The organism is Streptomyces sp. NPDC001700, from assembly GCF_053596435.1.
On sequence record NZ_JBSFGE010000015.1, the window covers coordinates 83,356 to 97,787 of the forward strand.

General features: G+C 71.7%; 11 protein-coding genes. 4 read left to right on the forward strand and 7 right to left on the reverse strand.

Annotated elements, in window-relative coordinates; all coding sequences use genetic code 11:
* Positions 1–28: 28 nt before the first annotated feature.
* Genes rpsR through rpmG form a run of 4 tightly spaced genes read right to left on the reverse strand, consistent with a single transcriptional unit; the run spans position 29 to position 1,905 of the window.
* Positions 29–271, reverse strand: a complete 243-nt coding sequence (gene rpsR, locus ACWC5C_RS26585; protein WP_385446427.1) for a 30S ribosomal protein S18 — start codon at positions 269–271, stop codon at positions 29–31.
* Between the two features lie 31 nt (positions 272–302).
* Complete coding sequence (locus ACWC5C_RS26590) at positions 303–1,481, reverse strand: GTP-binding protein (protein ID WP_450879250.1); 1,179 nt, start codon at positions 1,479–1,481, stop codon at positions 303–305.
* Positions 1,478–1,735, reverse strand: coding sequence for a type B 50S ribosomal protein L31 (locus ACWC5C_RS26595; protein ID WP_450879252.1), 258 nt, complete (start codon positions 1,733–1,735; stop codon positions 1,478–1,480). The genes ACWC5C_RS26590 and ACWC5C_RS26595 overlap by 4 nt, the downstream gene beginning before the upstream one ends.
* A 5-nt stretch (positions 1,736–1,740) precedes the next feature.
* Positions 1,741–1,905, reverse strand: a complete 165-nt coding sequence (rpmG, locus tag ACWC5C_RS26600) for a 50S ribosomal protein L33 (RefSeq protein ID WP_009716346.1) — start codon at positions 1,903–1,905, stop codon at positions 1,741–1,743.
* A 148-nt stretch (positions 1,906–2,053) separates the two neighbouring features.
* On the opposite strand from rpmG, the gene ACWC5C_RS26605 reads away from it, so the two are divergent.
* Positions 2,054–3,451 carry a DUF1996 domain-containing protein gene (locus ACWC5C_RS26605; RefSeq protein ID WP_450879254.1) on the forward strand — a complete coding sequence of 466 codons (1,398 nt, stop codon included), beginning with the start codon at positions 2,054–2,056 and terminating at the stop codon, positions 3,449–3,451.
* A gap of 66 nt (positions 3,452–3,517) precedes the next feature.
* On the opposite strand, the gene ACWC5C_RS26610 is transcribed toward ACWC5C_RS26605, so the two are convergent.
* Together ACWC5C_RS26610 and ACWC5C_RS26615 are read right to left on the reverse strand one after the other, a co-directional pair.
* Complete coding sequence (locus ACWC5C_RS26610) at positions 3,518–3,889, reverse strand: DUF6193 family natural product biosynthesis protein (protein ID WP_450879256.1); 372 nt, start codon at positions 3,887–3,889, stop codon at positions 3,518–3,520.
* Complete coding sequence (locus ACWC5C_RS26615; RefSeq protein WP_450879258.1) at positions 3,889–8,760, reverse strand: DUF6531 domain-containing protein; 4,872 nt, start codon at positions 8,758–8,760, stop codon at positions 3,889–3,891. Before ACWC5C_RS26615 ends, ACWC5C_RS26610 begins: the two co-directional genes overlap by 1 nt.
* A 133-nt stretch (positions 8,761–8,893) precedes the next feature.
* On the opposite strand from ACWC5C_RS26615, the gene ACWC5C_RS26620 reads away from it, so the two are divergent.
* The 3 genes from ACWC5C_RS26620 to ACWC5C_RS26630 all read left to right on the forward strand — a co-directional run bounded on the left by ACWC5C_RS26620 (position 8,894) and on the right by ACWC5C_RS26630 (position 13,362).
* A complete protein-coding gene (locus ACWC5C_RS26620; RefSeq protein ID WP_450879260.1) occupies positions 8,894–10,417 on the forward strand; it encodes a GMC family oxidoreductase in 1,524 nt (507 codons plus the stop codon).
* 127 nt (positions 10,418–10,544) lie between these two features.
* Positions 10,545–12,680: a restriction endonuclease gene (locus ACWC5C_RS26625; RefSeq protein WP_450879262.1), complete on the forward strand. Its 2,136-nt coding sequence runs from the start codon at positions 10,545–10,547 to the stop codon at positions 12,678–12,680.
* Positions 12,681–12,762: 82 nt separating this feature from the next.
* Positions 12,763–13,362, forward strand: coding sequence for a hypothetical protein (locus ACWC5C_RS26630; RefSeq protein ID WP_450879264.1), 600 nt, complete (start codon positions 12,763–12,765; stop codon positions 13,360–13,362).
* Between the two features lie 11 nt (positions 13,363–13,373).
* On the opposite strand, the gene ACWC5C_RS26635 is transcribed toward ACWC5C_RS26630, so the two are convergent.
* On the reverse strand, positions 13,374–14,429 hold the full coding sequence (locus ACWC5C_RS26635) for a hypothetical protein (RefSeq protein WP_450879266.1): 1,056 nt from the start codon (positions 14,427–14,429) through the stop codon (positions 13,374–13,376).
* Between the last annotated feature and the right edge of the window lie 3 nt (positions 14,430–14,432).

Here is a 14,432-nt window from a genome sequence, read left to right on the forward strand (position 1 = left end):
ACCTGTGGGTTCAGCGGGAGCCGTCGGTTCAGCGGGAGCCGTACGGGATCAGGGCCATTTCGCGGGCGTTCTTGATGGCGCGGGCGATCTGGCGCTGCTGCCTGCGCGTCACATGGGTCACCCGGCGGCTGCGGATCTTGCCCCGGTCGGAGATGAACTTCCGCAGCAGGTCGGTGTCCTTGTAGTCGACGTAGGTGATGCCCGCGGTGTCCAGCGGGTTGGCGCGGCGGCGCCGGGGGTCGGGGCGCCCGGCGGTGCGGCGGGAGGGCATGGGGTGTCCTTTCCGTACGGGAACAGGGCCTTCAGGCGACCGGGTCGAGGAGGTCGTCGAAGGCGTGCGGCAGGTGGTGCTTCCAGCCGTCCGGGCCCGCCGCGTACTCGTCGTCGGTGAGCAGGCAGGAGTCGAGCAGCGACAGCAGGCCGTCGCGGTCGAGCCCCGGGGACGTGAAGGTGAGGTGCTGGCAGCGGTCGCCGTGTTCCGGGTGCCAGTCGAGGGAGGCCGCGACGCGGCGTTCGGCGGGGACCATCTCCCAGGCGGCGTCCGGGAGGGCGGCGAGCCACGGGCCGCGGGACTCCACGCACAGCGCGCCGCCCGCGGCGTCCCACGCGAGGAGCGCGTCGGGCCGGTCGGCCAGCCAGAAGCGGCCCCGGCTGCGGGCCGCGGCGCACGCCAGGTCCTCCAGCGCGGCGTAGAGCCGACCGGGGTGGAAGGGGCGGGCGCGCCGCCAGACGAGGGTGGACACGCCGTGTTCGTCGCTCTCCTGCGGCAGCAGGGCGCACGCCGGGTGCTGACGGGCGGCCGCCGCCTCGATGTCGAAGCCGTGGAGGAGGGCGGGTCCGAGAGCGCCGTCGCCGAGGCGCAGCCGCTGGGCGCCGGGGGTGAGCTGGGTGAGCAGGGCGTGATCGGCGTCGTCGGCTTCCGGCTCGTCCTGCACGGCGTGCTCGGCGACGGCGATCAGCGTCGGGTACTCCAGCTGCCGGGCGAAGGTGTCGGCCACCGTGCGCTGGTCGGTCGGGGCGGCGGCGAGACCGGTGTCGGCGAGGTCGTCGCCGCCTGCGAGGTACGGCACGACCAGCGCCGGGTCGACCGCGGTGGCCACCCCGGTCAGCGCCAGGGGCGCGCCCTCGGCGGCGATGACGGCGGCCATGGCCTGCGGTTCTACGGAGTCCCACAGCTCGACCACGGCCAGCCGGTGGCCGCCGCCCCCGGCCAGCCGCAGCAGCTCGGGGATCAGGTCCTCGCGCAGGGCGCAGCAGGCGCAGTCGTTGACCAGCGGCGCCTCACCTCCGCCGCCGAGGGGGCCGGTGGCGTCCCGTACGGTGCGGCGCACGGCGCGGTCGGTCGCGGCCGACAGGTCGTGGTGCAGGGCGACGGCGCCGGGCACCGTACGGAGGATCTCGTCCACGGCGGCGCGGCGGGCGTCGGCGTGCAGCCCGCCGACGACCGCGACGGCGAGCCGGTCCCCGTCCGCGCCGCTCACCGGGCGCCCCGTCCCGGCCCGTAGCGCCGCTCGAAGCGCTCCACGCGGCCCGCGGTGTCCATGATCCGCTGGGTGCCGGTGTAGAAGGGGTGGCTCGCCGAGGAGACCTCGACGTCGATCACCGGGTAGGTGCGGCCGTCCGCCCACTCCACGGTCTGGTCGCTGGTGGCCGTGGAGCGGGTCAGAAAGGCGAAACCGGCGGCGCGGTCGCGGAAGACGACCTGCTCGTACGCGGGGTGGATGCCGGGCTTCATGGCGGTCAGCGCTCCTCTCGGAAGTCGACGTGGCGGCCCACGACCGGGTCGTACTTGCGCAGGACCATCCGGTCGGGGTCGTTGCGGCGGTTCTTGCGGGTCACGTAGGTGTAGCCGGTTCCGGCGGTGGACCTGAGCTTGATGATCGGGCGTAGTTCGTTCCGGGCCATGCCCCAGAGAGTACATGGTTCTGGTTTTCATTTTCATCTACCCCTGCCGCCGGGCCTGGGCCGTACGTTTCCCGCCACACCTTCAACCCCTACGGCCGCCGATGAGCGGAACCGCCCCGGTTTTCGTATCGCAGTACGACAACTACCAATGAGGGGCGTAGTGGTGAGAAACAAGAAGAGACACAAGCGGTCGAGGGTGCTCGTCGTGTCCGGGGTCGGCGTCGTGGCCCTGGCGGTCGGCGGCGGGGCGCTGATGATGACCGACAACAGCGCCTCGGCCGCCCGGCAGGCCCCCAACCGGACCGAGTCCGCCCGCCAGTCCTCGATGACCATCCAGTGCCCCGATGTCGCCACCAAGCTGTCGAACGTGCCGCAGAAGGCGCGTCCCGCGGTGGACAAGGAACTGGCGGCGTTGGACACCCAGGTCGCCGACGCCTACAAGCAGCTCTCCGCGCAGGGCACCAAGGCCACCGACCAGGCGTGGGTGCGCACCCGCGTCCTGGAGCCGCTGTCCACCCAGCGCCGCAGCGCCCTGAACCGCATCTCCACCCAGATGGGGAAGGGCTCGCAGCAGGCGTCCGGGCTGGGCTCGATGGCGTCCTGCACGGTGAAGCAGGGCGAGGTGAACGCCGCCCCGGCGGCCGCACCCGCAGCCGCCAAGGCCGCCGGTCCCCAGAAGTCCGACTTCGTGGACATCAAGAAGGTGCAGCCGAACGTCAAGAACCCGCGCAAGCAGGCGGGCGCCTCCAAGGGCACCTTCTCCTCGCGCTGCGGGCGCAACGAGAACAAGAAGTTCAACTCCGACAACGTCATCGTCGCCCCCGGCGTGAGCAACGGCGCCCACCACATGCACGACTACGTGGGCAACCAGAAGAACGACGCCTTCGCCACCGACCAGATCCTCGCCACCGCGACCACCTCCTGCACCAACGGCGACCGCTCCACCCACTACTGGCCGGTGCTGCGCCTGCAGAACGGCAAGAACGAGAAGGACGTCAACGCCCCGGGCGGCGGCACCGAAGGCAACATCGGCACCATCCTCCAGCCCACCTCCGTCCAGCTCACCTTCCGCGGCAGCGCGGTCGGCAAGGTCGCGGCGATGCCGAAGTTCCTGCGCATCATCACCGGTGACGCCAAGGCCTTCACCAACGGCACGGCCAACGCCAACGCCTCCTGGAGCTGCACCGGCTTCGAGAACCGCCAGCTCAAGGACAAGTACCCGCTGTGCCCCAAGGGCAGCAACGTGGTGCGGACGTTCAAGTTCCAGAGCTGCTGGGACGGCCGTAACGCCGACAGCGCCAACCACCGCACCCACGTGGCCTTCGCCGGGGCCAACGGCGCGTGCGGCAAGGGCTTCAAGGCCATCCCGGCCCTGACCCAGCGGATCACCTACAAGATCGCGCCGAACTCGGTCTTCGCGGTGGACAGCTTCCCCGAGCAGCTCCACAAGCCGGTCACGGACCACGGTGACTTCATCAACGTGATGTCCGACTCGCTGATGAAGCAGGCCGTGAAGTGCATCAACAGCGGCCGTAAGTGCGGCTGACGCACGCACCGCACGCACCGACCGGCCCGGTGGGATGGCTGCCCCCATCCCACCGGGCCCCGCGCCTCACAGCTCGTCGCCGCTCCCGTCGATGGCCGGGCCCGTCCCCGGCGGGAGGTTCTCCACGACCAGCGCATACGCCTCGTCCAGCGCCGCCGCCTCCCCGAGCCTGACCCCGTCCGACAGCCGGATCACCGTGTATCCCCCACCGCTGCGCGAATACACCGTCGGCACGTCCCTGGTGAGCGGGAAGCGCGTGCACCGGCTCAGAAACAGCGTGCCGTGGCTGACCCCCGGGAAGAGCTGCCGCAGTTCGGGGTAGGCGTAGGCGCTGCGCGGAATCTGCGGATCGATGAGACCCGCTTCCTCGGCCAGGACACTCTGCCACTCCAGCGCGACGATTTCGGCAGCGCTGGAAGCGGATTCGTTCTGTGCCATCAGCCCGTTTTATCCTTCTTCTGGTGGTAATGCGGATCGATCTCCACGATATCCGGCTTGGGGATGTGGACCCGCTCATTGTTCGAGTACCAGTGAATGTCTTCCCAGGGCCTGCCGTCCGGCGGATCGCCGTACTTCACGGCGATCTCATGGTCCCGTACGGCCTTCGCCAAGGCGCTCATTTCCCATGCCGTTCCGTTACCGGGCGAGGGCCACTTGTCCGGGCTGCCCAGACTGAAGTTGTCGCCGTGTCTGACGGCGACGTGGAAAGCCTCGAGGATGGACTCGGGAGTGTCCCACAGCCCCTTCTCTCCCTTCAGGTTGGGCATTCCGTCCAGGGTCACGGACAGCGTGGTGTTATCGCGGTCGGCGAGCGCATCCAGGACGTTGGTCATCCACACCGGACCACCCGCTTCGACGCCCGAGTAGTCGTCGCCGTTGTAGGTGTGTGCTCCCGGGTCCCCATTCTCGCGCAGGTGCCTGGCAAGACTTTCCGAGTGTCCGCCAGGTCTGTTCACACCCAGCACCACGCTGTGGCGGTGTTCGCCACTCGATCGGTGGGGGCAGCCTGCCAGGCCCAGGGGGTCTGTCCCGAGCAGGGGGTTGTCGACGTAGGTGAAGGGGTTGGGGGCCGGGGTGAGGCCCAGGGGGTCGGGGGAGAGGTAGCGGGCGGCGTCGGGGTCGTAGTGGCGGTGGTGGTTGTAGTGGAGCCCCGACTCGGGGTCGAAGTACTGGCCGGGGAAGCGGAGGGGGGTGTAGCCGGTGGCGGTGCGGTTCCAGGTGGTGGTGCCCCAGAGGGTGGCGCGGGTGTGCCAGGCGATCTCGCCCCGCTCGTCGATGAGTTCACGCGGGGTGCCGACGAGGTCAGTGACGATGGTGAAGAAGCGGCGGTCGACCTCGTGCTGGGTGAGGTCCAGCTTGCGCTCGGTCTGGGCCACCGGGGTGAGGCCGTCGTGGTCCCAGGTCAGGACGGTGGGCCCGGAGGAGCCGGGGGTGTGGGTGGACTGTTCGCAGAGGGTGTCGCCGTCCCAGGTGAAGTCGGTCCGCTCAAGGACCGTGGTGCTGTCGTCGGCGAGGCGGAGCTTGGCGGTGCGGCGGCCCAGCGGGTCGTAGAGGTAGCGCCAGCGGGTGCCGTCGGGGGTGGTGACGGAGGTGAGGCGGTCCTCGGCGTCCCAGGTGTAGCGCCAGGTGTCGGGTCGGTGGGAGAGGCGGCGCTTCTGGCGGAGGGTGACGCGGCCCTGGGCGTCGTGTTCGTAGCGGATGCTCCCGGCGCGGGTGATGCGGGTGCCGGTGTACGCGCGGGGACCGGCGGCGCCGCCGTCGTGGGGCCAGGAGGCTTCGGTCTGGTTGCCCGCCTCGTCGTAGGCGTAGCGCTCGCTCCAGTTGTCGGCGGTGACGGCGGTGATCCGGCCGTCCCGGGTCAGGTCCAGTTGGCGTCGTCCGCGTACGCGGTCGTCGATGGCGGTGAGCTGGCCATCGGGGCGGTAGGTGTAGGCGCGGTGCTGCACGGTGGCGTCGCCGGGGCCGCGCACGAGCTGGTCGGTGACGCGGCCGAGGGTGTCGTAGCCGTGGTCGATGGTCAGGGTGTCGTCGATACGGCGGGTGGTCTCGCGGCCCGCCTCGTCGAACTCGAAGACGATCCGGTGCCCGGAGGTGTCAAGCAGGGCGCGCCGGTCGGCCGGGTAGGTCCAGGTGCTGACGGCTCCGGTGGGGGTGGTGCGGCGGACGCGGCGGCCGGAGGAGTCGTAGGTGTGGGCGAGGGCGCGGCCGTCGCAGATCTCGCTGACGATCCGGCCCGCGTCGTCGCGTACGTACGACAGCGACGCGTCGGGGCCGACCGCGCCGGACAGGCGGCCGAGGGCGTCGTAGGTGAAGTGGGTGAGGGCGCCTTCAACGTCCTTGGTGACCACGCGGCCCGCGGTGTCGCGTACGTAGCGGATGGTCTGGCCGCAGCCGTTGGTACGGGTGGCGAGGCGGCCGAGGGCGTCATGGGTGTAGCCGAGGGTACGGCCGTCGAAGTCGGTCTCGGCGGTGAGGCGGCCCGCCTGGTCGTAGACGTAACTCCAGTTCAGCCCCTGCGGGTTGGTGACCTGGGCGATGCGCAGCTCGGTGTCGTGGGTGAACGCGTGGCGGGCGCCGTCTGGGGTGGTGCGGGCGGCGAGCAGGTCGAAGTGGGTGTATTCGAAGCGGGTTTCGCCGCCCGCCGCGTCCCGGTGGAGCAGGCAGTTGCCTTCGCCGTCGTACGTCCACGACTGAGTCGCCCCGTCCGGGTCGGTGCGCCGGGCGAGCTTGCCCTCGACGGTCCACTCCAGCTCGGTGGTGCCGCCGTCCGGGCCGGTGATACGGGTCGGGCGGCCGAAGGCGTCGCGGGTGTAGCGGGTGACGGTGCCCATCGGGCCGCGGGCGGCCAGCGGGAGCCCGGCCGGGTCGCAGCGCAGCCGGTCCAGCGCGCCGAACGCGTCGTCGACGCCGATGAGGTGGCCGTGCGCGTCGTGGGTGAGCCGGGTCGTCGTGCCGTCGGGGCGGGTGAAGGCGGTGGGGTTGCCTCGGTCGTCGTACTCCTGGCGCCAGATGGCGCCGTCCGGGCCGGTGACGGAGGTGATCTGGTGCAGGCCGTTGTAGGTGACGGCGGCGGTGCTGCCGTCGGGGTGGGCGACGGCAGTGAGGTCACCGGCGTCGTCGTACGTGTAGGTGGTGGTCCGGCCGAGCGGATCGGTGCGGGAGAGCAGCCGGTCGTAGCGGTCCCAGGTCTGGTGGGTGGTGCGGCCGAGGGGGTCGGTCTCGGCGACGACCTGGAGGTGGTGGTTGAGGTAGTGGACGGTCGTCGCGCCCGTGGAGTCGGTGTAGCGGGTGATCGGGTCGCCGGTCTCCGGGTGGACGTCGTAGGCGAAGGCGGACGACAGACAGCCGTCCGGTCCGATGGTCCGCACGACCCGGCCCTCGGCGTCGTACACGTACCGGAAGGCGGAGCCGTTCCGGTCGGTCCAGGAGGTGATGCGGGCGTCCGGATCGTAGGTGAAGCGCAGGGGCTGACCGGAGGAGTTGATGACCTCGGTGAGGTTGCCAGGCGCGTCGTAGCCGTAGTGCAGCACGGTGACCGGGCCGTCGGGGGTGCGCACGGCGAGTTCGCGGATGCGGGCGTCGTCGGTGGTAAGGGTGGCCAGATAGCCGCCGGAGTGGGAGACCGAGGTCGGGGTGCCGTCCGGGCGGCGGGCGAAGGCGATGCGGTTCCCGTTGCGGTCCTCGACCTCGGTGAGCCAGTACGCGGACGACGCGTGGTACGGGCTGCCGGTGAAGGAGCGGGTCAGGCCGGTGTGCGGGTCGGTGACGAGGTACGTGGTGGCGGAGTTGTCCTCGCCGCCGTACGTGAGGGCCAGCCGCGGGCCCTCCTCGGGATACACGGGCTCCGGCGCGTCGGGGCGCGGCAGCCGGGGGTAGACCAGGACCGAGCCGTCCTCGCGGGCCCATAACGCGCCGCCGCCGAGGCGATCCAGCTCGATACGCTCGTCGAGGGTGGAGGCCCAGCTGCGGCCGAACCAGTGGCCGTGGCGGTACTCGGACAGATGGGTGCGGCGGAGGACGAGGGGGAGGGCGCCGGGGAGGGACAGGTCCGTCTCCGGGAGCAGCATCTCGCCGGTGGCGACGTCGATCGGGTCGTTCTCACAGACCGTCTTGTCGAGCGGGACGCCGTTGCGGCGCGGTGCGTCCTTGGCGTCGCGGAGGGCGTCCGGCTTGGTACGGGACGACTTGGCACCATTGGCGCCGCCCCTTCCGCCGCCCTTGCCGCCTCCGGCGTCACCGCCCAGGTCGCCGTCCTTCTTCCGCTGGTCCCTGGCGAACGTGGAGCGGATGTCCAGGTCGGTGTTCCGGTGGTCGGTGGAGACCTGCTTGACGGCCTTGGGCAGCTTGGTGCTGACGTGGTCGCCCATGGTCGTGAGCGCCTTCTCCAAGGCGTCGATGGCCTTGTCGGCGACCGGGTCGATGGCACGGGCGATGTCGTCCCGGCCACGGGTGCGGCCGTGGTGGGTCTTCGCCGTGGAGAGCCTGCCCGCCGTCTTGCCGCGGAAGTTGACGCTGAGGCCGCTGAGCTGGGTCGAGGCGTGGTCGTGCTCACTGTGCTCGATGTGGAAGCCCTTGCCCGCCGCGCCCCTGCCACCACCACCGGCACCGGAACCGGCACCGGAGCCGCCGCCCGCCGAGGCCAGCTGCATGGCGTCCTTGGCGCCCTGCACCCCGTCCGTGAAGCCGTCCTTGCCCGCCTGCTGGGCTTGGCCGACATCCACCCCGTCCTGCAACCCCATGGCGGTGGCGCCCAGTTGCACCACCAGATCGGCGGCCAGGTTCTCCAACGCGGCGACCGCCGGTTCGGTCAGCGCCGCGACGATGTAGCCGACCGCCTCCTCCAGGCACTCCTTGATCAGCCGCCGCACCACCTCCTGCGTCGCCCGTATCGCCCCCGCGCCGAGCAGCGCCGAAAGACCACCCGTCACCGGGATCAGCGATAGCGCGATACCGGCCTCACCCGCCAGATAGCCCAGCTGGACCACCGCGGCGCCCTTCATCCCCTCGATCGCCGTCGCGGCCGTGTCCAGCGCCCCGGCGATGGTGCGCGCGGCCGACGCGATGTCCTTGAGATGGGTGCCCTTGACCTTGCCCCAGTGGAGGTTGAGGGCATCCATCGCCTCGCCGTACCCCGACGACAGCAGCCGCTCCACATGCCCGTTGGCCAGTTGCCCGTCGTCCTCCAGATCGTCGGCGAACCCGCGCAGCGAGTCCGCCATGTCCCGGTAGGCGTCCTCGTCCACGTTCGGCCAGGACACCCCGATGAGGTCCAGCAGAGTGTCCGCCCAGTCCGGCACCGTGACAGCCACGATCCCCATCCCCCCGTATATGCCTGCATCACCCGGATGCACCCGAATGCTCGTGCGAACAGAGTTTCGCAGTAAACCGCTTGCCCACCTAGGGTTTTGATCTCGTGACAGCAAGTTGAGGGGGCAGAACGCGATGAGTCGGATACCGGAAACGGAGCACGACTTCGTCATCGTCGGGGCGGGTTCTTCCGGGAGTGTGATCGCGCGGCGGCTGCTGGACCGGGGGCATTCGGTTCATGTCATCGAGGCGGGGCCGGCGGATGACGACGAGCGGGTGCACAGCCCGCAGGGGTGGCCGATGCTGCTCCAGTCCGAGCTGGACTGGGCGGCCATGACGGTGCCGCAGCGGCACGCGAACGACCGGCGGCTGTTCTGGCCCCGGGGCAAGGTGCTCGGCGGCAGCAGCTCGCTCAACGGGATGATCTACGTACGCGGGCACCGCAGCGACTACGACGCGTGGGCCTACCAGGGCTGTGCCGGGTGGGACTGGGACAGTGTGTTCCCGCTGTTCAAGCGGTCCGAGAACCACATGGACGGGGCGAGCGAGTGGCACGGCGGCGACGGGCCGCTGCCGGTCAGCCGGATCGCCGACCCGCATCCCACGGCGGAGGCGTTCGTCGAGGCCGCGGTGGCGCTGGGGCACCCGCTGACCGAGGACTTCAACGGCGAGCGCATGATCGGCGCCGGGTTCAACCACACCACCACCCGCGACGGGCGCCGGATGAGCGCCTGGCAGAGCTTCATGGCGCCCGTGCTGGACCATCCGAAGCTGACCGTCACCACCGGCGCGCGGGTGCACCGGGTGCTGCTGGAGGACGGCCGGGCGACCGGGGTGGAGTACGCGGCGGACGGCGCCCTGCACCAAGCGCGCGCCGCCTCGGAGGTGGTGCTGAGCGGTGGGGTGATCGGCTCGGCCGCGCTGCTGCTGCTCTCCGGCATCGGCCCGGCCGCGCACCTGCGCGACGTCGGCGTCGAGGTGGCCGTGGACCTGCCGGGGGTCGGCGAGAATCTGCATGACCACCCGCTGGTCAGCAATGTGTACGAGGCGACGCGGCCGCTGCCGCCCGGGACGGCGAACCTGCTGGAGAGCCAGCTGTTCGCGAGCACCGACCCGCGCCGCCCGGGCCCCGACCTGCAGCCGCTCTTCCTGCACCTGGTCTATCCGGCCGAGTCGTACGAGATGCCGGAGCACGGCTACACCCTCGCGGCCGGAATCGTCCGCCCGCTCTCGCGCGGCACCCTGCGGCTGGCCTCGTCCGACCCGGAGGCGGCGCCGCTGCTGGACCCGAACATCCTGGCCGAGCGGTACGACATGGAGGCCATGGTCGACGCGGTCGAGATATGCCGGGAGATCGGCGCCCACACCGCGTTCGACGACTGGCGCAAGGCCGAGGCCGCGCCGGGCCCGGAGGCCCGTACCCGGGAGGACCTGCGGGAGTTCGTGCGCCGCGCGGTCGGTACGTACCACCACCAGGTGGGCACCTGCAAGATGGGCCAGGACTCCCTGGCCGTCGTCGATCCGGAGCTGCGGGTGTACGGCGTGGCGGGGCTGCGGGTCGCGGACGCCTCGATCATGCCGTCGATCTCGTCGGGGAACACCAACGCCCCGTCGATCATGATCGGTGAGAAGGCCGCCGACCTCCTGACCGGCGTCTGACCACTGTCGCGGAAGGCCCCGGTGCGAACAGCCCCGGGGCTTCCGGCGGCCACTAGAATCGGGGCGTTACCGCTGGTTGGGGGCCAGGTGTGAGGGTGGGGTCCGGTGGGCCCGGGGGGAGTCGTATATGAGCCGTCGCTACGGTCGATCCGGCGTTCTGATCTCCCTGTGGGCCGAGGCCCAGCGGCAGCGCGAGGCCCAGGAGCGGGCGCGGGCGCGGCAGGAGCGCGACGAGGAGCGGCGGCGGCGGGCCGCCGAGCGGGAGCGGGCGCGCGATCAGCGGGAGCGGCAGGCGGCGTACCGGCGGCAGCGCGAGGCGGACGCGCGGCGGCGTACGGAGGAGCTGGAGGCGCGGGTCGAGGCGTTGCGGTCGCTGCTGGCGGCCGGGTGCCGGGCACCGGCGTTCCGCCCGGCCGGGCTCCAACAGCCCGAGCGGGTCGAGCCGTTCGACCCGGGCGCGCTGGCCCACCCCGTACCGATGCCGGACCAGCGGCACTACCAGCCGCAGGGCGGCTGGGGCTTCGGCGCCGGGCGGCGGGAGCGGGACGAGGCGCGGGAGCGGTACGAGCGGGACTGGCGGGCCGCGCAGGCGGCGGAGGCCGAGCGGGTGCGGCGGCTGGAGGCGTACCGGCGGCGGTACGAGGAGTGGGCCGCCGAGCGGATCGCGGAGATACGCCGGTACAACGCGGGCGTGGCGGACCTGGTCGCGGAGGTGCGGGCCGGTGACCCCGAGGCGGTGGTGGAGTACTTCACGGCGGCGCTCTACCACGCCTCGTACGCCTCCCCGGTGTGGCCGGAGGGCCCGCCCCGCGAGGTGTCCGCCGCGTACGACCCGGCCGCGCGCCAGCTCGTACTGGACTGGGAGCTGCCGCGCTACGACATCGTCCCGGAGGTCAAGTCGGTGCGGTACATGGCCGGTGCCGACGAGGACCGGGAGACGGCGCGCTCCGCCGCGCAGCGCCGGGCGCTGTACCGGGACGTGCTGGCGCAGTGCGTGCTGCTGGCGCTGCGGGACCTGTTCGCGGCGGACGAGGCCGGAGTTGACGGGTCCGGGACGTTGGAGTCGGTCGCGCTCAACGGGTTCGTGGACGACCACGATCCGGCGACCGGCCAGCGGGCCCGGATCGTCCTGGCGACCGTCACGGTGACCCGTACCGCCTTCGCCGAACTGCGTCTTGAGCAGGTGAGCGCGGTGGACTGCCTGGTCGACGGCGTCCAGGGGCGGCTGTCCACGCGCCCCGACCAGCGCGCCGCCGTGACGCCCGGGCGGACGCCGGACGAGGTCGGCTCCGGCGTCCTCACCCAGGGCGGGGGCGACGAACCGGATCTGCTCGCGATGGATCCGATCGCCTTCGAGTCGCTGGTCGCGGAGTTGTTCCGGGCCATGGGGATGCGGGCGGTGACGACCCAGCGGTCGAACGACGGCGGGGTGGACGTGGAGGCGATGGACCCCGCGCCGATCCGGGGCGGCCGGATAGTGGTGCAGGTGAAGCGCTACCGGGCCACGGTGCCGCCGACCGCGGTGCGCGATCTGTACGGGACGGTCCAGGGCAGCGGCGCGAACAAGGGCGTCCTGGTCACCACTTCGCGGTTCGGGCCCGGCTCCCATACGTTCGCCCACGGCAAGCCGCTGGAGCTGGTGTCCGGGGTGGAGCTGGTCGACCTGCTCCACCGGCACGGGCTGCGGGGGCGGCTGGGCGACGGCGCCGCCGCCGGTCCCGCCTCACCCTCGCCTGACGCGCCCGACTCCCCTGATGCGCCCGACTCTCCCGATGCGCCCGATCACAACGTGCTGGGCATGTCCTGGTCGGGCGAGGTCGCCCTCGACGTCTGCGCCCTCGTCTGCGACGGCGACCGGGTGCTGAGCGAGGACCACTTCGTCTTCTTCAACAACCCCCGCACCCCCGACGGCACCGTCAGCGCCCTGCCCGCCACCGCCCCCGACCGGGCGGCGGTCCGTGTCGCCTTCGACGCGCTGCCGCCCGAGGCCGACCGTCTCGTCCTCGTCGCGGCCGTCGACCCCGAGGTCGACCCCGGGGCGGACCTGTCCGGCTTCGCCGACGCCCGGATACGGCTGCTGGACGCGGCGGGCGCCGAACTCGGCCAGCTGGAGGTCTCCGATGGCCGCCGGGGCGAAACCGCCCTGGTCCTCGGCTCGTTCCGGCGCCGGGCCAATGACGACTGGGACTTCGTGATCGGCGGCAAGGGCTACCCGGGCGGGCTGGAGGCGCTGGTGCGGGAGTACGGCATCGACGTCGCGTGATCGTGACGCGCGGCGGAACAGTCGGAGAGACAGTCGGGGACTGGGTGTCGCTGGCACAGCTTCATCCGACATACTGCCGGGCGTGGAGCAGCGTATAGGTCCGATCACCCCGCCCGTACCCGCCGCCGGGACCGATCCGGGGCACATCCCCGGCCTGACGCCCCCGCGCCCGGACGCGCCCGAGGAGGTGACCGCGGAGGCGAAGAAGACGGCCCCGGAGGCCTCGGACGCCCCGGAAGCGCCGGAGGCCCCGGAAGAGGCCGGTCCGGAGCCGGAGGACGAGGACGAGGAGACAGCGGAAGCCGAAACCGAGGCCGGAACCGAGGCCGAGACCGAAGCCGAGGAGCCGGACGAGGCAGCGGACGAGCCGGACGACGCGAAGGAGCAGGCCGAGGACGGGCCGGTCTTCGAGGTCTCCGACCGCCGCGGCTCGATCACCGCCGGGCGCTCCGGCGTCGCCTTCCACCTGGACGGCGAGAACGCCGAGTTCTCCTGGGACGAGATCGGCGCGGTGGAGATCGACACCCCTCGCTTCGGCCGCCGCTTCAGCGTCACCGTCTACACGACCGCCCACCGCTGGTACGCCGCCGACGTCGAGGCCTCGGCCCGTGGCGCCCTCAAGGACTGGGCGGCGAAGCTGGACGAGGTCCTCGACGCGTACTTCGAAGACACCCCTTCCTAGGGGGCATCAGCTCACGGCACGCGCCAGCCGAACTGGTGGGCGCCCGCGCCCTCGCCCTTGAAGGTGACCGCGACCGGCTGATCGCCCGAGGGCATCATGTGGACGGAGCACATGGTGAGCGAGGACTTGGGCTTCAGCCGGGTGTGCGCCACGGCGCTGCGGCAGTCGCCGACGCCGTTGCCCGGGGTGGAGAAGTCCATGAACGTCATGGGCTGGATCCGCTGTCCGCCCGCGCTGCTCACCGCGACGCCGTCCTGCATGGTGGGCAGCAGCACGTGCGTGCCACGGTTCCGGTAGCGCAGGGTGACGTAGTACGGGGTCATCTTCTTCTGTTCCGCGCTCAGCTGGAAGCGGCTCAGGTCCCCGATGTCGCCCTCGCGCATGCCGGTGAGGGTGACGGTCATCGGGACGTCGCGGTTGTCGTCCTGCCACATGGCGTCGGCGGACTGGCCGACCGCCATCAGGCCGTTGGTGCCCGCGTAGCCCTTGCCGTCGCCGATCTTCCACGTCAGCGCGCCGCTCGCCTCGTCGGTGTACGAGACGATCGCGGGCGTCCGGTGCTTGGGCAGCATGACGATCTGGCACGCCTCGCCCGTACTCCCCGGCGGCAGGGTCGCGGGGCCGCCCTTGTCGCACTCCTTGGGCACGGCCGACTCGGTGGCCAGCGGGTTCATGTTCATCAGCTCGATCGGGCGGCCGGGGGTCCCGTCGGCGAGGGTGATCGTGAAGTTGTCCTCGGGGTCGGGCCGTTGCAGCGTCGCCTTGCCGGTGTTGGTGTACGAGACGGTGAGGTAGAACGGCACCATCCCGTCGACGTTGTCGTCGAGCCGGACCCGCTTGAGATCCGCGTCCTTGCCCCGGATGAGCCGGATGGGCGCCACCTTCAGCTGCCGCGCCTGGTCCTGGTCCGTCCAGGTGGCCTTCTTCACGGTGGTCTCCATCGGCACCGATGGCGCGGCCGTCGGCTTGGTGTCCGGCTTCTTGGCCACGTCCGTCGTACCGCCCTCGCCCGAGCCGCCACACCCCGTGATGAGCAGTGCCCCGGCGATGGCACCGGCCATCCTCATGCG